Origin of the sequence: Rhodanobacter aciditrophus (assembly GCF_042679525.1) — a bacterium.
Classification (GTDB): domain Bacteria; phylum Pseudomonadota; class Gammaproteobacteria; order Pseudomonadales; family Marinomonadaceae; genus Marinomonas; species Marinomonas aciditrophus.
Genome location: NZ_JBHTMN010000007.1, coordinates 262,655 through 283,363, shown reverse-complemented (window position 1 = coordinate 283,363; position 20,709 = coordinate 262,655). Strand labels below are relative to the sequence as shown.

Below are 20,709 nucleotides of genomic sequence, written 5' to 3'. Positions count from 1 at the left end.
TTTAAGAAACCTCCTCCCAAAAATAGGGGGTTTCTTCGAGCTCTATCAGAGCTCATTCCTGCAAATCATAACGACAAGACCAACTGGGAGCGCCTGATGGCCACTTTAATTGACTCGCTGAACACCTTCTTTTGGGGCTATGTTCTTATTTACGGCCTATTGGCTGTGGGTGTGTACTTCACCCTTCGCCTAGGTTTCATTCAAATACGCCACTTCCCTGAATTCGTCCGCACCGTTTTTAAAGCCCCCCAAAGCGACCGTGGTGGCATCTCTCCTTTCCAAGCTTTGTGTACCAGTCTGGCTTCCCGTGTGGGCACGGGGAACATGGCAGGGGTCGCAGTAGCCTTAGCCCTAGGTGGCGCAGGGGCGATCTTTTGGATGTGGGTAGTGGCTTTAATCGGTATGGCAACGGCCTATGCTGAAAGCACCTTGGCACAGCTTTACAAGGTTCGTGACCAAAACGGCCAGCTTCGCGGTGGCCCTGCGTTCTACATCAGTAAAGGCCTAAAAGCACCTTGGGCGGGAGCTATCTTCTCCCTCGCCTTGATCCTTGCCTTTGGCTTGGTGTTCAACGCGGTACAAGCCAACTCCATCGCAGGAGCAATGGAAGGCGCCTTTGGCATCCCTAAAATGGCCACAGGCCTGATCATCATGGGTCTGGCGGCCATCGTGATCTTTGGCGGTATCAAGAAGATTGCACGCTTTGCTGAGATCGTGGTGCCCTTTATGGCCATTGCGTACCTGCTGTTGGCGTTGTTTATCATCGCCATGAACATTGAGCAGGTGCCAGCTATGTTCGCCTTGATCTTCAAGAGTGCTTTTGGTATCGAGCAAGCCGCAGGCGGTGTGGCAGGCGCTTTGTTAAACGGCGTCAAACGTGGCCTCTTCTCCAACGAAGCAGGTATGGGTTCTGCGCCAAATATTGCCGCCGTAGCCACTCCTAATCCTCACCACCCAGCGTCACAAGGCATGGTGCAGTCGTTAGGCGTGTTCATTGATACCTTGCTGATCTGTACCGCAACGGCCTTGATGATTCTCTTGTCTGGAGTATTGGGCAACGGTGAGTCAGGCATTGTACTGACGCAATCGGCTATGTCTCATCACGTTGGTGCGGGCGGTCATTACTTCGTGGCGATCGCAATCTTCTTCTTTGCCTTTACCTCCATCATTGGTAACTACAGCTACGCTGAAAACGCCCTGACCTACCTAAAATGGGCCACAAAACCGGGCATCTTTGTCCTGCGTATCCTAGCGTTAGCCATGATTCCTTGGGGTGCGTACGAAAGCGTGGCAATGGTCTTCAACGCCGCCGATGCGGCCATGGGCTTAATGGCCACCATCAACCTCATCGCCATCGTCTTGCTGTCTGGCTTGGTGGTGAAACTGACCAAAGACTACTTCGCCCAGAACAAAACACACACCCCTGTGTTTAACCCTGATGACTTCCAAGAAGTGCAAAAAGACATTGATCTGAGCGTTTGGAATGAGAAGCCAAAACAGGATTGATGGTGTTTTAAGCTTTTAGATCTGATGATGAAGCCCGCCTTGTGCGGGCTTTTTTGGGGGGAAATGCAACAGACAATACTAAAAACAAAGCACCAAATGCACCTAAACTAAGATGCAAGCTTGCTGAACTCGCTAATATAGATTTCGCCATTGGCTCTCATTATTAGCATGATCTCAGTCTTTCAGGATGCTAAGGAATGAGATCGTTCGGACTTTTGCTGTTTTTTGGATCTTCCGCTTCAACGGGCATCCGCAAACCTTAGCGGAAACTTTAGCCTATGAAGGCTACCCAGACTCCGATAGAAATTACACATAACGCCCTGTTAACAGGCAATAAAATAGTTGGTAAAAATAAGCGGAGAAGGAGAAAAGACTACTATTTTTTGTCCTTTTTAACAGCTTTTTAGCTCTCTAGTACTCGCGATTTCTATCTCGCTCAGCACGAGTGACAGCCTCTGCTGTTTCCCTATTTAATTCAGTCAATGCTAAATAAGTATTTCTTAAGGTAAGACCTAGCAATGCAAGTTGAACTATTGAAGTAATTCCAAGTAACGTATATAAAATTCCTCGGAAGTATTCTTTTATATCAATTGCCCACTGATACAATGCCAATATTTCTTTTACAAAAGGTACTGATAATGAAATTGCTATAACAACAATGGAAATTATCATCGTTCTAACAAAGCCAATAAGTATCTTCGAATCTTCAGTAGCTCTATTAAGTGCTTCGGTTCTCTCATCAGCAGAAGCTTGTCTAGCAGCAGAAGCTGAACTTAAGGCTTTGGGATAGGTAATAGCTAACCATGCACCAGTTACACCAAATATAATTGAGGCTATAGTTCGAACATTGTCAAAATACTTAGATTGCGCTTCATAACTTATATTTTTACCAGCTATGAATAAAAAATATAAAGTTACCAATGCAATTGAAGAGGCTAATATGATTAACAACCACTTCATTCTGAGGTTCATATCAAGCCACCTGTGGTGATACATTTACTTCACGTGCAGGTAATAAGGCAATTAGTTCTTCCCTACGGGAATTGATGCTGTCCTTGAGGTTTATCATATTTAGAAGCTGGCCAACAACAACCCATTCTACATCGATACTAATTTTACCTTTTGAGTAAGATTTACTAAGCCATTCTTTTTCATCTGCACCAAATACATTATTTTTAGGGAATTTGAATCCAACATCCTCCCAGCTTCCATTGTCTTGACCAGCCTCATAATTGGCAATAATTCGATTTAACTCTCCCTCTGATGGTGTGTAGTTCAATTCATATGTTAAAGGTATTTCGTGTGGCATATGTTCATTTTGATTAGCGATTCCAATCAAGCCTAATAGTTTATCTACTGTACCCTCATGAACAGGTTGAGCTCTATCTAAATTTATACGTCTGATTACACCTCGGATCTGTGCCCGGCTTCGAATAATCAAATCTCTTTTAGCAGGGTTTTTATGTAGTGTTCTAGTAAACCTTGGCACTAATTCTATATTAGGTTGGTTATTTCCAACTGCATACCCAAGAAACTGATCATTTTCGTCAAACCTTACATATCGGCTTTCTGTTTTAATAAAAGACTCTAACCAATACGAAAATGATTTCATCCCCGTTCTAGGGGTGCCAAAAGTAATTGTGGCTATTGTGTTTTGTGAAGGCATTAACCAGAAATATGTTGCATATCCTGGAATAGATCTAGAAGGCAAATTGCCTCTATGCAAAGCTTTTTCATTAATATTGTCTATTGTAGCCGAAGGATCTAGGGCATATACAGAGTCACCAGAATCATGCGTTCTATTCCACATTGCTAAAAAATAATCACCTGAATTCGGATCGTGCTTCATGCTTACTAAGTATGTTTCGAGAAAATCCATATCTGAATCTTCACTGACTTCATAAGTACATGTATTTTGGATTAACCTTCCACCCGAGTTAGACCAATTATATATATTATTAACAATTTCTGTAAATGATCCCATTTCTGGATTTCTAGCCTTTTCGCGGTAAAGCCCACAGCTTTTAACCTTATGGAATCTAATACTTGCTTTTTCAATCATTTAGCAATCCTTTTATATAGTAAGCAAACTGTGGTGATTAAACTCTAGAGAGCTAACGCCGCGCTAACCGGTAAAATAGGAGCGAAGCTAGTATTTTATCCGTGTGCAGGATTTTTTATGGGCCGAACGATGGACCATTGTCATTATTATATTCTTGCTTTGACTTTACTTCGGGTGAATCTATATCTCCATACTTTTCACGATTCACCAGCACAGGATCATTATCAACAACCAGCTCAAGAGTATGAGAAACAATGACATCTGCTGTTACCACATACTTATACCTTATCTCTGAATCTGTAAACCCTGCAGCAGAGAGCACAATTGAATCTCGATAATCAAGACCATGCCCCATCAGTAAGCGATATCCTAACAATTCAGAAATGTTCTCTGAGTGTTTATATATTCCTCGATGCTTTTCATTCAACGCGAGTAAATGCACTGTTACCATGCTTCGACAAAGTGGAGTGGGTTTCTTTCCTATAGGTAAATAATCATACAGAATTGTATAGTGAGCCGGAGATGATTCTGAATATTGTTTTAATCGATCCCATTTTATTGATGAAAATGAGCCGGATAAGATTTTACTTCCATACGTAATTCGCTTTGCCTCAAGAAATGCAACACCTTCAACACTTTTACCTGACTCTAAATGAATCTTAACGATTAGAGCAATATCACCATGAGTTTTTTCAGAAGTACCCTTTAGCTTGTATGCATTCCAAGAAGTAGAACGGTAAATATCCTCTACTTTTACTGGGTCTTTATGTAACTTTTTCAGAGCCCTTAAAATGTCTGCGGTTATTATATTCTCATCCCACCGCCCATCTTCTCTCTCTTCAAAGCAAGCTTCAATCTGAGAGTTTACAGCCTTTTCAAGGGCAGCGGTCCAATCTTTCCAATTCAATTAATTTCTCCTTCAGGCCCATAAAATTTTAATGCGCGTGCGTGTTTATACGATAAACTATGCATGCGCATTATTCTGTATTTGGCTCTCTACTAAAAACTTATAAACTATTGATGTACATGAATATTTTAAATATCTTAGGCATGGAGATACACGCACATTCGTTTTGGCAGATAACCGTGCTTGTCAGGGAGAGGTAAAAGGGTAGGCTTCTCGTCATCCATGACTGCATTGATTACAGATTAAGCTATTCTTTCGGCATTTCCAATAACAATGGCCTTGATATAAGTCTCCATGTGTTTAATTCGCGCTGACGGTCGAAGCTAAGGAACGAAGCAAGACAATGCGCAAGCGAATTGAATTGCATGGAGGCTTTCTTTCTGAGGAGCTGGGGTGTCACGTAGTTGTCGGGCTAAAGCCCGACCTACAGAGGTTCGGGCGTTTGTGGTGGCTTCTGGTTGACATCTAGGTTGCGATCTTCGTCACCAAAAGGATTTGGTTCCAACAAGTAAGTGGTACGAAAAAGCCGCCAAGTTCGGTGAAGTTGGCGGCTTTTTGATGTTTATTTTGGGTTATGCTGGGTTAGCGTCCCGTTTTCACATCTGTCCATAGGCGTACCATTAGGCGCTCGATGCGCATGCCGCGTACTTTTTGGGCGAAGAGTTTTTCCTTCACTTCTTTTGGCGGGTAGATGCCTTCGTTGTCACGGATTTCTTCGTCTTGTAGATCCATGGCGTCTAGGTTCGGGTTGGCGTAGGCCACGTAGTTGGAGATGTCTGCGATGATTTCAGGACGTAGCAAGAAGTCGATAAACTGGTGAGCCGCGTCTTTGTTGTCCGCATCTTTTGGCACTGCCAACATGTCGAACCAAACCTGTGTGCCTTCTTTTGGAATGCTGTATTCGATGTTGATGCCGTTGTCCGCTTCGATGGCACGGTCTTGGGCTTGGATCACGTCACCAGACCAACCGATGGCGACACAGGCGTCACCGTTTGCCAAGGCGCTAATGTACTGGGAGGAGTGGAACTGGCTCACGTATGGGCGCACGCTTTTCAGCAGTTGGACGCCTTCGCTGTCTAGGGCATAGTCTGCTGGTGTGCGGCTGTTTGGATCTTTGCCTAGGTAGTTCAACACTAGCGGGTACAGCTCATCCGGTGAGTCGAGGAACATGACGCCACAGTCCTGTAGCTTTTCCATGTTTTCAGGTTTGAACACCAGATCCCAGCTGTTCACAGGGGCATCATCACCTAGGATTTCTTTGACCTTTTCCACGTTGTAACCGATGCCTGTGGTGCCCCAAAGGTAAGGCACACCGTATTGGTTACCGGGATCAACGGCTTCTAGGAAGGACAATAACTCTGGGTCCACGCGATCTAGGTTGGTTAGCTTGGATTTGTCCAATGTGTCGAACACACCCGCTTGGATTTGGCGTCCCATGAAGGAGGCGGTGGGCACCACAAGATCGTAGCCAGAGTTCCCTGCTAACAGCTTGGCTTCTAGCACTTCATTACTGTCGAACACATCTTCTACCACTTCGATGCCTGTTTCGGCTTCAAATTTATCGATGGTGTCTTCTGCAATGTAGTCAGACCAGTTATAAAATTTTAGCGTCTCAGCCATGGCAGGTGTCACACCCGCACCCAGTGCACAGACCATACCTGCAATGGGTAAAACACGACGTTTGAATCGGCTCGCTTGAGTCATGGTTTGGTTCCTTTAGTGATGATTAGACCATGCATTGGGCTGTGTTTTTCCATCCCAGTCCCAATGCATGGTGTGGTTTAAACGTTATACGTTTAGCAGTAGGTGCTCCCGTTCCCAAGAGCTGATAACGCGGTTGAATGTCTCGAATTCACTGCGTTTGACACCCATGTAGGCGGCGACAAAATCCTTCCCAAGGATTTCGCACAATGGCTCACACTCTTCTAAAAGGCGAAGGCCCTCTTCCAAGGTGCGAGCAATCTCCACATCTGGGTAATCGGATGGGGGTTCGTTGCTTTTGGTTTCTTCCGTTGGGCGAAGTTTTTGCTTCATACCCAAGTAGCCACAGGCGAGGGTCGCTGCGATGGCAAGGTAAGGGTTACAGTCCGCTCCTGGGAAGCGGTTTTCGATACGGGTGGCTTCTGGCACAGAATACGGGATACGCAGTCCGGCTGTACGGTTATCAAAGCCCCAGTTCATGTTGATCGGTGCGGCCATTTCTGGGGAGAAACGACGGTAGGAGTTCACATTGGGCGCAAAGAAGCTGATGGCATTAGGCGTGTACTTTTGCAGGCCGCCCAAGTAGTTGTAGAACAACTCGCTCGGTTTGCCGTTTTCATCAAACACGTTTTTGCCTGTTTTTGTGTCCACTAAGCTTTGGTGGATGTGCATGGCACTGCCCGGTTCGTTCTTCATAGGCTTGGCCATGAAGGTGGCGTACACACCATGTTTCAGTGCCGCTTCTCGCAGGGTACGTTTGAATACAAACACCTGATCCGCAAGATCCAATGGATCACCGTGAATGAAGTTGATCTCCATTTGCGCCGCGCCAGACTCATGGATCAAGGTATCCACGTCTAAGCCTTGGGCTTCGCAGTAGCTGTATAGGGTGTCGATAATAGTATTGAACTCGTTTACCGCATCAATACTGTAGGAGCGACGGGAGGTTTCACGCTTACCAGAACGACCCGCGGCTGGTTTTAGCTCATAATCTGGGTCCGTATTAGGCTGGATAAGGTAAAACTCTACCTCCGGTGCGATCACTGGGCGCAGACCTTCTGCTTCATATAATTTTAAAATATGACGCAGGATGGTACGGCTGGCCAATGGATGAAGGTCGCCATCTGTGGTGTAGCAATCATTGATGACTTGGGCAGTGGGTTCATCCGCCCACGGCACCATACGTAAGGTTTTGGGGTCAGGCTTGAGCACCATGTCACGGTCACTGGCATCGACAATGTCGTAGTGATTGTCTGCCCAATCCCCCGTGACACTCTGCACCAGTACTGTCTCTGGAATGCGCCCAGTCTTCTCAGCTAGGAACTTGAACGTCGGGTAAAATTTACCTCGCGCGTTACCTGTCATGTCCGCCAATGTCGACTCGACTTCCGTTATTGCATGCTCTTTTAGAAAAGCTTCAAGCTCTGTCATAACCCACCTTACGTTGTCTGCCCAATGAACCTCATCGGGCAGGAAAATTCTTTTTGCGATCTTTGCATATTGAGTTATGCTTTGCGCTAACCCGAATAATGCTTCGGTTTAAAACATATTTTAGTTTGCTTATTAAATCAACACTTTGTTAAAAATAGCTTCACAAAGCTGATTTTTTAACATCCATAAGCCGATCAATTGTTCGGTTATTATTGATTTCATGTTGTAACAGGAGTGTTCCATTGCGCACCCACGAAATGTCCTATTACGCTGCGACCACCAAAGCGGAGAAGAATCACCCACAGCTAGTGGGGGATCACACCACTGACATCTGTATCATAGGTGGCGGCTTTACTGGCACGTCTGCAGCATTGCATTTAGCGGAAGCAGGCTATCAGGTCACACTCCTTGAAGCACATAAAATCGGCTGGGGGGCCTCAGGCCGAAACGGTGGCCAGATTTGCCAAGGCCATAATATGGGCCATGCAAACATGGTCAAACAGGTTGGCAAGGAGGCCGCAGACATTCTCTGGCAGACCTCTGTGGACTCGGTAGACATGGTGAAGCAACTCACCGAGCGCTACCAGATTGACTGTGACCTCACCCCCGGAGTGTTGCACGTGGCCTATAAGAAAAGTCATGTGGAAGAGATTCAAGAAGCGGTGGAGTATAAGCGCACTGTGCTGGGCTACGAGGGCGTGGAATACTTAGACGCCGCTACCGTGGCACAAAAGCTTGGCACTGATCGCTATCATGGTGGTGAGTGGTATCGAGACGGTGCCCACATCCACCCATTGAACTTCGCCCTCGGTCTGGCAAAAGCAGCTCAATATCATGGGGCCAAGCTCTATGAAGACTCTCCTGTCATTGACTACAGTGAGGGCAAACGGCCTGTGGTGCGCACCGCAAAAGGCCAAGTGACCTGCCGCTATGTTTTGTTTGCCTGCAATGGTTACCTCGGCAAGTTGAACCGCCCTGCGGCACGTAAGATCATGCCGATCAATAACTTCATTATTGCCACGGAGCCTCTACCTGAAGAGGTGGCGGATCGCATTAATCCAGATCGTATTGCGGTGGCGGATTCCAAGTTTGTGGTGAACTATTTTCGTTTATCCAAAGATCGACGCATGCTCTGGGGGGGTGGTGAAAACTACAGCCCACGCTTCCCCAAAGACATCGCCAGTTTTGTCAAAAAACACATGGTGGAAACCTATCCTGAGCTTGATACGTATGCCATCGACTTCGCGTGGGGCGGCACCCTTGCCATCACTTTGAATCGCATGCCGCACATCGCAAGGCAGCAGGAAAACGTCTTTGTGGCACAGGGCTACTCGGGGCATGGGGTGGCGATGGCTACCTATGCGGGGGCGATTTTTGCCAAGGCGGTTCAGGGTTCGTTAGAAGAAGTGGATGCCTTTGAAAAGCTGCCTATGCGGGATTTCCCAGGGGGGACTTTGTTACGCTGGCCGGGGCTGGTAGCAGGCATGTTGTATTACTCCATGCTCGACCGTTTACCTTAAGAATGGAGCCAATCTATTACCGCGGGAATATCCAGCGCAAACACAGGTGTGTATAATTTGTACGGTCGATCGCGAAGCGCGCCGGTCTCATTTGATTTGAAGGACGCCAATCCCAATTATGGCTAAAACCTCTAGCACGACGAAAACCATGCAACCTGTGTCGCCTCGCAGCGAGCCAGTGCAAACCCGCTCCATTAAGCGTACTCAGCAGATTTTGGAAGTGACCAGTGAGCTGCTGGAAACCGTGGGGTTGAATGACCTGAATACGGCCATCATCGCTAAGGAAGTGGGCATCTCAGTGGGGTCTTTGTACCACTATTTTCCCAACAAGCATGCGATCCTATACGCCATGGGTAAAACTTGGCTGGACAGCATTGAGGAAGTTCTTAAAGAGATTCAAGAATGGGATCTGGAAGCCATGAGCTTGCCAGTTTTCATCGATCAAGTGGTGGACACCAACTTACGGACTTATCGCCAACAGCGTGCGGTACTGCGCTTGGTACAGGCCATGTTCTCTGTGCCTGAGCTGCGCGAGCTGGACGAACGCCATGACGACATGGTGATTTCACAAATGGCGAAGGTGTTTAAGCGCATTGGTCTGAACAAACACATCCGTGAACGTGAACGGATTGCCCGCCATTACTTGGAAGTGACCCACAGTAGTTATCTGGTGGTGGTGAACCAAAACGACCGCCGTGCGTCTCGCACCTTAGCAGACTTAAAGCTGATGCTAGGGTGTCTGCTTGAACACCATTTGAATACCCCAGAATAACCCACAAAAAAGCCCCTGTAGTAATCCCTACAGGGGCTTCTTACCCTATGACAACGCGTTAGCTTTTGAAGTAATGCATGTTGTCTTTTAGGTCTTTCGTTAACTGCTCCAGCTGGGTCGCCGTTTCCGCATTTTCGTGGGCAAAGGCCACCATCTCTTTGGCGCCACCATCCACGGCTTCGGTGTTTTGGCTGATGTCACGGGTGACACTGGTTTGCTCTTCCGTGGCGCTGGCGATCTGGGTTGCACGATCACTGATACTAATGATCAGGTGTTTGATCTGATCAAAGTTGTCACGTACCGCCTGAATATCGCTCACACTGCTTTCCACTTGATCATGGCTGCGCTGAATTTGTTTCACCGCATGACCACTACTGGATTGCAGATTCTCGATCATCTTCTGGATCTCTTCGATAGAACTGTAAGTGCGCTGACTTAACACACGTACCTCGTCAGCCACCACGGCAAAACCACGCCCTTGCTCCCCTGCCCGTGCCGCTTCTATGGCTGCATTGAGTGCCAGCAGGTTCGTTTGTTCGGCAATATCAGAGATGGTATTCAAGATAGAGTTGATATTTTCGGCATCTTGACTCACTTGCTGGATCACCCCAGACACTGAGCTGACCTCTGTCGCCAAGGTATGGATACTTTGTTGGCTTTTGTCGATCTGAGCTTGGCCAGATTCACTAGCAGAGACTGCTGAGTCCGCATTTTGCGCGGTTTCTAAAGCACTACCGGCGATCTCTTGGGTAGCTTGTACCATTTCGTTTACGGCCGTCGCCACCATGGCAATGCTCTCTTGCTGGGCCTGTAAACGAGTCAGACTGTGACTGGAGGTGCCATTGATTGAGCCAGCCTGAGTCGCCAAACGATCGCCAATGGCTTTGACGTTATTGATGGTGCCTTGTAGGCGCTCCACGAACTGATTAAACGCGGTCACCAAATCAGCCACTTCATCACGGCTATTGACGGTTAAACGTACCGTGAGATCCCCTTCCCCATGGGCAATGTCTTGTAAGCTTTTGGTGACTGTTCTGAGGTCTTTTAGCAACCATTGGGACACCTTAAAGATCACCAGTGCTGCCAACACCATCAACACCACAAACGAGACAAGTGCTGTCTGTGCAAAGGCTGCTACCGGCGCCATCAGTACGTTTTTATCCATCACCAAGGCCACGACCCAGCCGGTTTTACCCAGCTGCTGTAGATAAGCAAACTTTTCGCTGCCTGCTACCGTAATCTCTTTGTATTGCGGTGTGCCGGTGGCATTTTTTACGTCGGTAGAAGACAGGCCATAACCGACTTCATCGATGCTTTTTTGGATCAAGGCTTTGTCTTGATGTGCCAATAACACGCCGGCAGAGTCGGTCAGCAGAAGCTCCCCATCCCCCAGCACATCAAGCTCTAGAATGCGGTCGAGCAAATCATCCAAAAACACCAAACCACCAATGGCACCGTAATACTTACCCTTGACTATGATGGGCTCCACAAAGGTCATTGAAAGCTTTTGGGTGGACGCTGAGATATAAGGGGCAGTGACATAGGTCTTTTTAGACGCCTTGGCATCTTTGTACCAAGCACGCACACGTGGGTCGTAATCAGCGCTGTTTAAGCTTGGATCATGGCGATACATGTGACCATTTTCCAGCCCTAGGAAGGTCATACCGAACCCTAGACTGGATTGGGCTTGTTGTAACACCGAAAGGATTTTGGCTTCGTCTTCCCCGTGTTGCTCAAGCACTCTTTCCAAATGCTGACGCACCGTACTCATCGTTTGACCGCGGTCTTCATACCAATTTGTTAGGTATACGTTGATCGCGGATGCCTGGGATGACGCTTCCGACCTGACGTTGGCTTGGGTACTTTCACTGAATTTGAAATAGGCAATCAAGCCAATGGATAAAGCGACGATCAGGGTCGCCGCCATGGCTTTCATAACGATTTTGGTTTGTAGAGATAACTTCATTGGCAATCCTTTGATGATTATTAGAAGTTTTAGGATCAACGATCAATATAGTAGAAGGTTGGAAGCATCACACAGTGTGATGACAAGTTTGTGGCAAAGCCACGCGAAAGGTAACAAAACCTCTCTTGCTAAGCATCCTTATTTAGCAAAAGAGGTTTATGGAAGAAGAGGCGTGTCAGTGATTTTTGGTCAAGGCGAGGTAGTTTTCAATGCCAGCGATTTGGTCTTCTGCGTGGTGATTCACGTACAGCACTGTGGTTTCATGGCCAGCACAGATCTTTTCAATGAGCGCCAAGACCAGCTGGCGGTTCATCTCATCTAAGCCCAAGCACGGCTCGTCTAGGATTAATAAAGGTGGGTGTTTTACCATGGCACGGGCAATCAATAGCAGACGCTGATCACCGTAGGACAGCTTGTTAAACGGTTGATCCCCACGATCCGTCATGCCCAATAAGGCTAACCATTGATCGGCGATCTTCTTTTGGTTGTCGGTGGATTTAGTGTACATGCCGATGCTGTCGTAGAAGCCGGAAATGATCACGTTTTTACAACTTACGCTGACACGGTATTCCCACTGCAACGCGGTGGACACATAACCGATGAACTGTTTGATCTGCCAAATGCTTTCGCCGTTGCCCCGCTGGAAACCGAAGACAAAAATATCGTTCACATAACACTGGGGATGGTCACCAGTAATCAGGGACAAGACGCCCGTTTTACCACTGCCATTGGGGCCACTTAGTTGCCAATGTTTGCCTGCCTCGATGGTCCAGTTCAGCTTATCGACGATCACGGTATCCCCGTATTTGATCGTTGCATCGGTGAGCTTCACCAAGGGTTGCTGTGGGTCTAGGGCGGGCAGTTTGCTCGCTGGGTCGGTCTCTGGAACTTGTAGGTCAGTGGTTTTCAAATGCAGTAGTTGGTACAACTCGGCAAAGGCGGATTCGTCCTTTCGATCTACTTTAAAGGACAACTTGCCCCCGTCATGGCCGTCTTTTTCAAGATAAGCCACATGGGTGATAAATTCTGGCATTTCATCAAATCGGTTCAACACCATGACCATAGGCGTGGTTTCAACGATGGATGCTAGGTGCTCTTGCAGCATTGCCAAGGTGTCCGCGTCTAATCCATCAAAGGGTTCATCGAGGATCAATAAATCTGGCTTGCTGGATAGAGCACGAATCAGCATCACTTTGCGCGTTTCACCCGTGGAAAGCTTGCGAAACGCTCGGTCTAGCAAGTGGCTTAAACCAAACTTTTCCACTAACTCTGCGGCCAGCTCGGGGTCCGCACAGTGTTCAAATATCATTTCTTGCACCGGGGTACCGATGGCAATGACATCCATGATGTCCGCGTCGTCTTTCTTGAGTTCTTTGGCGATGAGCTCCGCCTGCGCTTCAAATGATACCAAGCCCACACGCTCAGGCAGGCCAGATAGGCTACCCCCTTCGATAGAGCCTACGCCTGCTAGCACCGCAGCAAGTGCTGACTTACCTGATCCATTTGTACCTGTAATCACCCAATGCTGATTGGCGTCTATCTGCCAGGTAACATCGTTTAAACGGAAGCGTTCATCGAAGTCGACAGATAGGTTTTCAAGCTGAATCACGGTGTCCATGGGGATATTCCTTGTGCAAGCAAACATACATAGATATAGATAACCAAAGCTTTAGAAGCTAAAAAGCCGAGTACTCTTTCGAGTCACTCGGCTTGTATATAGAGACGATGTTTCGAGCGATACTAGGGCTAGGCAAAACTTGGCGAGGAAGCGCAGTGTATAAGAATACATGAGGATTTCGAGTCAAGTTTTAACACCGCCCTAGTGAGCGCAGTAATCGTCTTAAACAATTTTCTTCATGTCAGCCATATGACCACGAAGAACGGAACCTACTGCCTCAACTGGGTGAGCACGTAGCGCTGCGTTGACTTCGATTAGACGAGCGTTGTCTACGCCGTTGTCTTCTACAGATAGGCCTTTACCGATCACGTCAGTTTTGATGCCTTTCATGAAGTCCGCTAGTAAAGGTACACAAGCGTGGTTGTATAGGTAACAACCGTACTCAGCTGTATCAGAGATAGTCGCGTTCATTTCGTAAAGTTTCTTACGAGCGATAGTGTTCGCGATTAGCGGAGTTTCGTGTAGAGACTCGTAGTAAGCAGATTCAGCGATGATGCCTGCAGCAGTCATTGTTTCGAATGCTAGCTCAACGCCCGCTTTAACCATTGCTACCATCAAGATACCGTTGTCGAAGAACTCTTGCTCAGAGATTTCTACGTCACCAGCAGGTGTTTTCTCGAAGTTGGTTTCAGCAGTGTCTGCACGCCATTGAAGCAAGTTTTTGTCATCGTTCGCCCAGTCTTCCATCATCACGCGAGAGAAAGTACCGTCGATGATGTCATCTTGGTGCTTGTTGTATAGAGGGCGCATGATCACTTTCAATTCTTCAGAAAGATCGAATGCTTTGATCTTAGCTGGGTTAGAAAGACGATCTAGCATGTTTGTCACGCCGCCGTATTTCAATGCTTCAGTGATAGTTTCCCAGCCGTACTGGATCAACTTAGATGCGTAACCTGCGTCGATGCCTTCTTCAACCATTTTGTCGAAGCAAAGGATAGAACCTGTTTGCAACATACCACAAAGGATCGTTTGCTCACCCATCAAGTCAGACTTAACTTCCGCGATGAAAGAAGACATTAGAACGCCTGCTTTGTGGCCGCCAGTACCTACTGCGTAAGCTTTTGCTAGTGCAAGACCTTCGCCTTTAGGATCGTTGTCTTCGTGAACAGCGATAAGTGTTGGAACACCGAAGCCACGAACGTATTCAGCACGTACTTCAGAACCAGGACACTTAGGAGCAACCATGATTACTGTTAGGTCGTCACGGATTTGCATGCCTTCTTCAACGATGTTGAAACCGTGAGAGTAAGATAGGCAAGCGCCTTCTTTCATAAGAGGCATAACCGCTTTCACTACAGAAGTGTGCTGCTTATCTGGAGTCAGGTTAAGAACCACGTCAGCCGTTGGGATTAGGTCTTCGTAAGTACCAACAATGAAGCCGTTTTCAGTTGCGTTTTTCCAAGACTGACGCTTCTGCTCGATTGCTTCAGGACGTAGCGCGTAAGACACGTCTAGACCAGAGTCACGTAGGTTAAGACCTTGGTTAAGACCTTGTGCACCACAACCTACTACTACCATTTTTTTGCCTTTAAGCGCTTCTACGCCATCAGCAAATTCTGAACTATCCATAAAACGACATTTTGCTAGTTGAGCTAGTTGCTCACGTAGCGGCAAAGTATTGAAGTAGTTAGCCATGGTTAACACATCCTAAATTTTTATGATTAAAGTACCGACATCAAAACATGCCGATATTAAAAATGGGTGACACAGCCACACATCTAAAACGATGTATCCTGCGAGTGGGAGTAAATGTATACCCCAAGGAATCTTTCGTAAATTGATATATTTGCAATATAACGTCCCATTTTTTGCAAAACAGGGTTATGCTTGAACAATGAACATCAAAACCCTAAAACATTTCCTCGCCTTAGCGGACAGTTTGCACTTTGGCCGTGCCAGTGAAGACTGCAATATCAGCATCTCCGCCCTGTCCCGCAACATCCGCCATTTGGAGGAAGAAGTGGGTGTGCCCCTATTTAATCGGGACAATCGTACCGTCGCCCTTACCAAAGAAGGCCAGCGATTTTTAAAGTACGCTCGAGAAACCAGCAGCCAGTGGAACTTGATTCGCCACGAATTAACCGACAACTCAGGTCAGCTCAGTGGTGAGATCAGCATTTACTGCTCAGTGACCGCCAGCTACAGCTTCTTATTTGAACTGCTCAACCGCTTTCGCCAAGTGCATCCCCACATCGAGATCAAGCTCCACACCGGCGATCCAGACAAAGCCATTACGCGCATACTAGACGGAGTCGAAGAAATCACCATCGCCGCCCGCCCCGTGTCCATGCACAAGGGATTGGCCTTCACCCCGATCACCAAATCCCCATTAGTCTTTATTGCTCCTGTGGAACAACAACCCAACGTTCCCACTACCTCCCCAGCTTCTATTAGCGACTGGGAGCGGGTGCCCATGATTCTGTCTGAAGGAGGGGTTTCACGGATTCGAGTGGATGACTGGTTTAACGACAAGAACATCACCCCCAATATCTACGCCCAAGTGGCGGGTAACGAGGCCATCGTGAGTATGGTGAGCTTGGGATTTGGGATTGGTGTGGTGCCGAAAATCGTACTCGACAACAGCCCGCTGATGGATCGGGTGCAGATCCTAGATGTGCAACCTGAGCTAGAGCCCTATGACATTGGCTTGTTTACGCTGAAGAAGAGCTTGAAAAACCCGCTTGTGGAAGCGTTTTGGGCGCTGGTTTGATGGCTCTCTTCCATGCTCATCAATACTTTTACCTTTTCAAACGCAGAAAGCCCCAGTCTTTCGACCAGGGCTTTCTGGGGAATCATTTCAGAATGAGCTGGGATTAAACCCTAGCCTCAATACCTAATGATTAGTTAGCAGAGTTTAGACGGTTGAACTCGTCTTGTAGCTCGCTAGTTTTCTCGTTGTATACCGCTTCTTTTTGAGAGAAGGTCATTGCGTGGTCAAAGGTTACCTCGTCTGCTTGGTAGCCCATTGTTTCAAGCTGAGTTGACAGTGCTTCGTAACCTGCTTTGGCTTCGCGTAGATCTTCGGATGCATTATTGTCATTAGCAAAAGCAGAAGTTGATAGACCAGCGATTGCTAGAGTAGATAGTGCAATTGAAGTTAGCTTTTTCATGGTAAACCTCCTAAGGGTTTTGAAATTTTTAAATGCGTTGTGTTTCGCGTTTCGATGGATTCAATATTAGAGGCTTTTTGAGATAACAAAAGAGCTCAAAAGTCCGTTTCAAAGTTCTTTCATCAAGCACAAAAAATGTACACTAACTGGCCAATTCCCTAGGAAAGTTGCATGTACTTAATAAAAGCTGACGCATTTCGACGTTATTTCAAAAATTGCTCAAAACTGTACTCAGTCAACACGATTTCGAGGGGCATTAGAGAGGTTTGAAAGCCATTTCTCTAACATAATCGTTTAGAAAAACAGCCAAGTCACAGACAAAAACGTGCTTTTTAAATTTTTCGCATTCACATTTGAAATCGATAAATGCGATCAGTACTGATCGAAAAGGTTGATTAAATCGGCTTCTTAGCCAATTTTGGTACTAAAAAAGCCGCCCAACTCAGTTGGGCGGCTTAATGTTAAAAGGCTGTTTGTACTCAAGCAGCGTTTTATCGGGCTATTTAATCTCGTAAACAGAGGTCGTACCGCTCACTTCATTACCCACGATCAATAGAGGCTTGCCATTTGAGCTGTCGCTGGCAGAGACAAACTTAAAGCCCTCAGGCCCAAGGTCTCCTGCTGCGGCACCCACTTCTGCAGGGTCCAGAGTTAGGTCACGATCATTAACATAATTCACAAAGATCGGCGCACTCGGAGTGGTGATGTCATACATCATGATGCCACCCATACGCTCTAAACCGATGAAAGCGTAATGCTTGCCATCGATTTCACCCACGGTAATAGCTTCTGGCTCTGGGCCTTTGGCGTCACTGCGGCCGTCTGGGTCGTGTTCCCCATTGTCATTATTGAAGTTAATGCCGTAACGCTGGGCGGTGATCTGTTCAAACTGATCCCCAGAATCAAATACCAGGGTGCCATCTTCCGCATCCCAGATTGAGAAAGAGCGTGCACCGTACACATACAGAGCTTCGAACGCCCCATCATTGTCTGTGTCACCAAGCTTGGAAGTCACTTTCAAACGACCAATGGCATCGTCTGTTTGCAATGTTGCAGCATTGGGGAAGGCGGTCGCATCAAGGGTAAGGTCTTCCACACGGAATTCTTCCATGTTTAGGTTAAGAGGGTCTCCTGCAAAATCGACTGAACCATCCGTCTGTTCTGTGCCCCAATCCGCACGGGAATCCCCTTCGTTTGCCGTCACAAAATAATCCTTGCCGCCTATCGTGTAGGTTGCAATGGAATCCGGCTGATACATGCCATAGACAGGCCAATTAGCAATGTTTACCTTGTCGTCCTTATCGCTGGCATCAAAGCCGTTACCGGAGACATTGTGATCTTTAAAACCTAATGCGAAGATTTTAGACACGGTCGCGGTATCAATGTCCACCACAGCTACGGCGTTCGCTTCTTGCATGCTCACGTAGGCGGTTTTGGAGTCTGCTGACACCGCAACGTATTCAGGCTCTAAGTCTTCTGCAACCGTGCTTGGACGAACGGCTTTGCCATTAGCGTCCACAATGGTGCCAAACACTCGCACATCCTTTGGTAGCTCATGGTGACGCGTTCCGCCCACATTAAACTCTTCAAAGGTCGCAGAGGACAAGGTGAAATCAGTAGTATCAATGATGTCCACACGACCTTCTGGGTCCATTTGGTAATCCGTTGGCTCCCCTTCAACCGCCACTACAGCGTGGCGACCATCTGGGGTAAAGGTCACCATGTCTGGTAAAGACCCAGAGTCCACCACACTGGCCACAGAAAGATCCGTAAGATCGAGGAAGACGACCCAACCCGCATCCGTTTTAGTGCCCGCTTCCACTGCAACCGCAGCCAGGTCTTCGTGTACCGCGATGCTGTTTGCCGCTCCTACTTGCGAGGTGCTGCGGATAGCAGCTTTCGCAGACACCACCATGGATTGAACGTCTAGGGTTTGAGTCAATCGCAGGTTCGTCATATCCGATGCATCAAACACATCCACTTGGCCGATGTTCGCGTTCACGGTGAAAATACGCTGACGAGATTTGTCAAACGCTACGATCTCTGCCGCACTTTCATCAAAACCACGACTGTCAGAGCGCCCGATACGCTCAATGCCTGACACAACCTGTGTAGCGGTACTAGAAGAAGAGGAAGAGCTATTCGATTCACAGCCAACCAGTGCTGCCATTGCTAGCCCTAACGCCACGGGTTTTAACGCCCAACCAATCTTCTGCGAATTCATGACATCTCCGATCATTAAGTTAATTAAAAAAGTTCGGAGCAGACTACTGATCGTATATGACTAACCTGTAACAAATTTTTGACCGGCGTGTGACAGTTCTGTGATCACCGCGGCACCCGTTGGACTGGCTCACCGCGGATTATGGTTTGAGAAACATTTAAGCCTATTAAAGAACTGGCGTTTCTTTGGGTTGCTCCTCCAAACGGCGCTGTAGATAGGACCAACGGGCCAAGATCCCGATCACTACTAAGGCAAAGACAAAACGCGCCCAAAGGATACCGGACAGATCAGCCCCCAGCAGTAGGATCAACATGGTGTCTTCTATGATGCTGTGACACAGGCCCAAAAAGCCCATGGTTAAAAAGATATCTTTGCGGCTAAGGCGACCGGACTCTGCTTCCTTGATCAATAAACCCGCGCCAAAGGTCAGACCTAACACCACCCCGATCACAGCAACATTGGCCGCCGATTTACCAATCCCCAACATGCGCAAAATGGGGAATAGCAAGGTATGGATTAAACGCTCAATGCCCAAGGCACGTAGCAAGCGCAATAAGCTCATCAAGGCGAAAATCACAAAGTAGATATACGCTAAGGTTTTGATCTGGCTGATGCCCCATCCAACAAAGCTATCATCGACCGCGGCCGTTGGCTGCCATAGCATCTGAGACGGTTGCTGTAGCCATTGAAACTGGCTGTACACCAGATTGAGTAAACCACCGAGAACCAAAGCACCACCAAACCTTAAAGCAATGGTGACACGCCAACTCACACCCATACGCTTGGCCACCGCGCCTTCTACGGGTAGCGAATGCGCTAGCAGGGTCATCGCCCCCAGCACGGTCACTTGCGCCACACTAAGAGGCTCAGACAAACCCAAATTAAAAAACACCAACATGCCCGTGTAGATATTGGTCAGCATCATGGTCGCCAGCACAATGCCCAAATCATCGGGCAAGCCCACCACCTGCATCACAGGTGACAACACATGCCCTAATAAAGTCACGCCGCCCACCATTTCCAGCACCTTCACGATCAATAGGGCTGGCACCATCACCTTTAACAGCAGCCAATACACGCTGGCGGCTTGCTTCCCTAAGGCTCCCACTTCCTTTACTAACGACATCATAACTGGCCTATTTCTATGAGCTGATTGAAGCGTCTATTCTAGAAGGTTGACGAAAAATAATGTCATATTTAAAACTCAATTCTTTTCATATAATTTGTTTATTCACTATCAAACAAAATTAAATTAACCATGACAGAATTAGATCGCATCGACCGAAACATTTTGACGTTACTGCAAGCAGATTGCAGCGTGACCAATGTGCAACTGTCGGAACAAGTGGGTCTGTCTCCCCCGGCCTGCCTAAAACGGGTCAAACGCCTAACAGAAGAAGGCTATATCACACGCCAAGTAGCCCTAGTGGCCCCTCAGAAGCTTGGCTCTATGCTGCACATGGTGGTGGAAGTCTTTATGGAACGGGATCACAAGCAGCTGTTTCAGGACTTCGCTAAAAAGGTTCAAGCCACCCCAGAAGTGAAACAAAGTTACCAAGTGACAGGTGAGGTCGATTTCGTCCTGATCGTCATGGTGAAAGACATGGAAGCCTACGAAACACTTTGCGATAGGCTACTCTACAGCCATCCCAACGTGCGCAAATTTCGCACCTTGATTTCCATGAAACGGGACAAATTTGAAACCTCAGTAGAGGTGAGGTAAGCATATCTCAGACATCGAACCCTTGCAGATTAATGGTACTGAAATGAAGGTTTTTTATTTTAAATTAGTAATTCCTACTATACTAATAATTCCCCTACGGGCATGATAA

At 47.3% G+C, this 20,709-nt stretch carries 16 protein-coding genes; 5 read left to right on the top strand and 11 right to left on the bottom strand.

The features are described from left to right. The first annotated feature begins 96 nt into the window (after positions 1–96). Positions 97–1,506, top strand: a complete 1,410-nt coding sequence (locus ACFQ45_RS06650) for an alanine/glycine:cation symporter family protein (RefSeq protein ID WP_377366214.1) — start codon at positions 97–99, stop codon at positions 1,504–1,506. A gap of 411 nt (positions 1,507–1,917) precedes the next feature. Here the strand turns inward: ACFQ45_RS06650 and ACFQ45_RS06645 are convergent, their stop codons facing one another. From ACFQ45_RS06645 to ACFQ45_RS06625, 5 genes are all read right to left on the bottom strand, one after another. Beyond that, complete coding sequence (locus ACFQ45_RS06645; protein ID WP_377366213.1) at positions 1,918–2,466, bottom strand: hypothetical protein; 549 nt, start codon at positions 2,464–2,466, stop codon at positions 1,918–1,920. 13 nt (positions 2,467–2,479) lie between these two features. Beyond that, the gene (locus tag ACFQ45_RS06640; RefSeq protein ID WP_377366212.1) at positions 2,480–3,568 is read right to left on the bottom strand and encodes a hypothetical protein; all 1,089 of its coding nucleotides are present in this window, start codon (positions 3,566–3,568) and stop codon (positions 2,480–2,482) included. A 115-nt stretch (positions 3,569–3,683) separates the two neighbouring features. Next, a complete protein-coding gene (locus tag ACFQ45_RS06635) occupies positions 3,684–4,475 on the bottom strand; it encodes a hypothetical protein (RefSeq protein ID WP_377366211.1) in 792 nt (263 codons plus the stop codon). Between the two features lie 582 nt (positions 4,476–5,057). Beyond that, positions 5,058–6,179 (bottom strand): extracellular solute-binding protein, encoded by a 1,122-nt coding sequence (locus ACFQ45_RS06630; RefSeq protein WP_377366210.1) that lies wholly within the window; start codon positions 6,177–6,179, stop codon positions 5,058–5,060. 84 nt (positions 6,180–6,263) lie between these two features. Beyond that, positions 6,264–7,607 (bottom strand): glutamine synthetase family protein, encoded by a 1,344-nt coding sequence (locus tag ACFQ45_RS06625; RefSeq protein WP_377366209.1) that lies wholly within the window; start codon positions 7,605–7,607, stop codon positions 6,264–6,266. 242 nt (positions 7,608–7,849) lie between these two features. On the opposite strand from ACFQ45_RS06625, the gene ACFQ45_RS06620 reads away from it, so the two are divergent. Then, on the top strand, positions 7,850–9,127 hold the full coding sequence (locus ACFQ45_RS06620; RefSeq protein ID WP_377366208.1) for an NAD(P)/FAD-dependent oxidoreductase: 1,278 nt from the start codon (positions 7,850–7,852) through the stop codon (positions 9,125–9,127). A 118-nt stretch (positions 9,128–9,245) separates the two neighbouring features. Further along, positions 9,246–9,899, top strand: coding sequence for a TetR/AcrR family transcriptional regulator (locus ACFQ45_RS06615; RefSeq protein ID WP_377366207.1), 654 nt, complete (start codon positions 9,246–9,248; stop codon positions 9,897–9,899). Positions 9,900–9,957: 58 nt separating this feature from the next. On the opposite strand, the gene ACFQ45_RS06610 is transcribed toward ACFQ45_RS06615, so the two are convergent. The 3 genes from ACFQ45_RS06610 to ilvC form a co-directional block, all read right to left on the bottom strand. Then, positions 9,958–11,865 (bottom strand): methyl-accepting chemotaxis protein, encoded by a 1,908-nt coding sequence (locus ACFQ45_RS06610; protein WP_377366206.1) that lies wholly within the window; start codon positions 11,863–11,865, stop codon positions 9,958–9,960. 175 nt (positions 11,866–12,040) lie between these two features. Beyond that, positions 12,041–13,483: a molybdate ABC transporter ATP-binding protein ModF gene (gene modF / locus ACFQ45_RS06605; protein ID WP_377366205.1), complete on the bottom strand. Its 1,443-nt coding sequence runs from the start codon at positions 13,481–13,483 to the stop codon at positions 12,041–12,043. A 222-nt stretch (positions 13,484–13,705) separates the two neighbouring features. Beyond that, on the bottom strand, positions 13,706–15,178 hold the full coding sequence (gene ilvC / locus ACFQ45_RS06600; RefSeq protein ID WP_377366204.1) for a ketol-acid reductoisomerase: 1,473 nt from the start codon (positions 15,176–15,178) through the stop codon (positions 13,706–13,708). A 199-nt stretch (positions 15,179–15,377) separates the two neighbouring features. Here ilvC and ilvY point away from each other — a divergent pair, with 199 nt between their 5' ends. Beyond that, complete coding sequence (gene ilvY / locus ACFQ45_RS06595) at positions 15,378–16,253, top strand: HTH-type transcriptional activator IlvY (RefSeq protein ID WP_377366203.1); 876 nt, start codon at positions 15,378–15,380, stop codon at positions 16,251–16,253. 130 nt (positions 16,254–16,383) lie between these two features. On the opposite strand, the gene ACFQ45_RS06590 is transcribed toward ilvY, so the two are convergent. The 3 genes from ACFQ45_RS06590 to ACFQ45_RS06580 form a co-directional block, all read right to left on the bottom strand. Then, a complete protein-coding gene (locus ACFQ45_RS06590) occupies positions 16,384–16,653 on the bottom strand; it encodes a hypothetical protein (RefSeq protein WP_377366202.1) in 270 nt (89 codons plus the stop codon). 499 nt (positions 16,654–17,152) lie between these two features. After that, positions 17,153–18,877 carry a choice-of-anchor I family protein gene (locus ACFQ45_RS06585; RefSeq protein WP_377366201.1) on the bottom strand — a complete coding sequence of 575 codons (1,725 nt, stop codon included), beginning with the start codon at positions 18,875–18,877 and terminating at the stop codon, positions 17,153–17,155. A gap of 166 nt (positions 18,878–19,043) precedes the next feature. Beyond that, on the bottom strand, positions 19,044–20,006 hold the full coding sequence (locus ACFQ45_RS06580; protein WP_377366200.1) for a hypothetical protein: 963 nt from the start codon (positions 20,004–20,006) through the stop codon (positions 19,044–19,046). Between the two features lie 129 nt (positions 20,007–20,135). Here ACFQ45_RS06580 and ACFQ45_RS06575 point away from each other — a divergent pair, with 129 nt between their 5' ends. Further along, on the top strand, positions 20,136–20,600 hold the full coding sequence (locus ACFQ45_RS06575; protein WP_377366199.1) for an Lrp/AsnC family transcriptional regulator: 465 nt from the start codon (positions 20,136–20,138) through the stop codon (positions 20,598–20,600). The last annotated feature ends 109 nt before the right edge of the window (positions 20,601–20,709 follow it).

Bases quoted from the DNA above. Each gene is read 5' to 3' on its own strand.
- ACFQ45_RS06650 (WP_377366214.1), top strand. From the start codon at position 97: ATGGCCACTTTAATTGACTCGCTGAACACCTTCTTTTGGGGCTATGTT.
- ACFQ45_RS06645 (WP_377366213.1), bottom strand. From the start codon at position 2,466: ATGAAGTGGTTGTTAATCATATTAGCCTCTTCAATTGCATTGGTAACT.
- ACFQ45_RS06640 (WP_377366212.1), bottom strand. From the start codon at position 3,568: ATGATTGAAAAAGCAAGTATTAGATTCCATAAGGTTAAAAGCTGTGGG.
- ACFQ45_RS06630 (WP_377366210.1), bottom strand. From the start codon at position 6,179: ATGACTCAAGCGAGCCGATTCAAACGTCGTGTTTTACCCATTGCAGGT.
- ACFQ45_RS06625 (WP_377366209.1), bottom strand. From the start codon at position 7,607: ATGACAGAGCTTGAAGCTTTTCTAAAAGAGCATGCAATAACGGAAGTC.
- ACFQ45_RS06615 (WP_377366207.1), top strand. From the start codon at position 9,246: ATGGCTAAAACCTCTAGCACGACGAAAACCATGCAACCTGTGTCGCCT.
- ACFQ45_RS06610 (WP_377366206.1), bottom strand. From the start codon at position 11,865: ATGAAGTTATCTCTACAAACCAAAATCGTTATGAAAGCCATGGCGGCG.
- modF (WP_377366205.1), bottom strand. From the start codon at position 13,483: ATGGACACCGTGATTCAGCTTGAAAACCTATCTGTCGACTTCGATGAA.
- ilvC (WP_377366204.1), bottom strand. From the start codon at position 15,178: ATGGCTAACTACTTCAATACTTTGCCGCTACGTGAGCAACTAGCTCAA.
- ilvY (WP_377366203.1), top strand. From the start codon at position 15,378: ATGAACATCAAAACCCTAAAACATTTCCTCGCCTTAGCGGACAGTTTG.
- ACFQ45_RS06590 (WP_377366202.1), bottom strand. From the start codon at position 16,653: ATGAAAAAGCTAACTTCAATTGCACTATCTACTCTAGCAATCGCTGGT.
- ACFQ45_RS06585 (WP_377366201.1), bottom strand. From the start codon at position 18,877: ATGAATTCGCAGAAGATTGGTTGGGCGTTAAAACCCGTGGCGTTAGGG.
- ACFQ45_RS06580 (WP_377366200.1), bottom strand. From the start codon at position 20,006: ATGATGTCGTTAGTAAAGGAAGTGGGAGCCTTAGGGAAGCAAGCCGCC.
- ACFQ45_RS06575 (WP_377366199.1), top strand. From the start codon at position 20,136: ATGACAGAATTAGATCGCATCGACCGAAACATTTTGACGTTACTGCAA.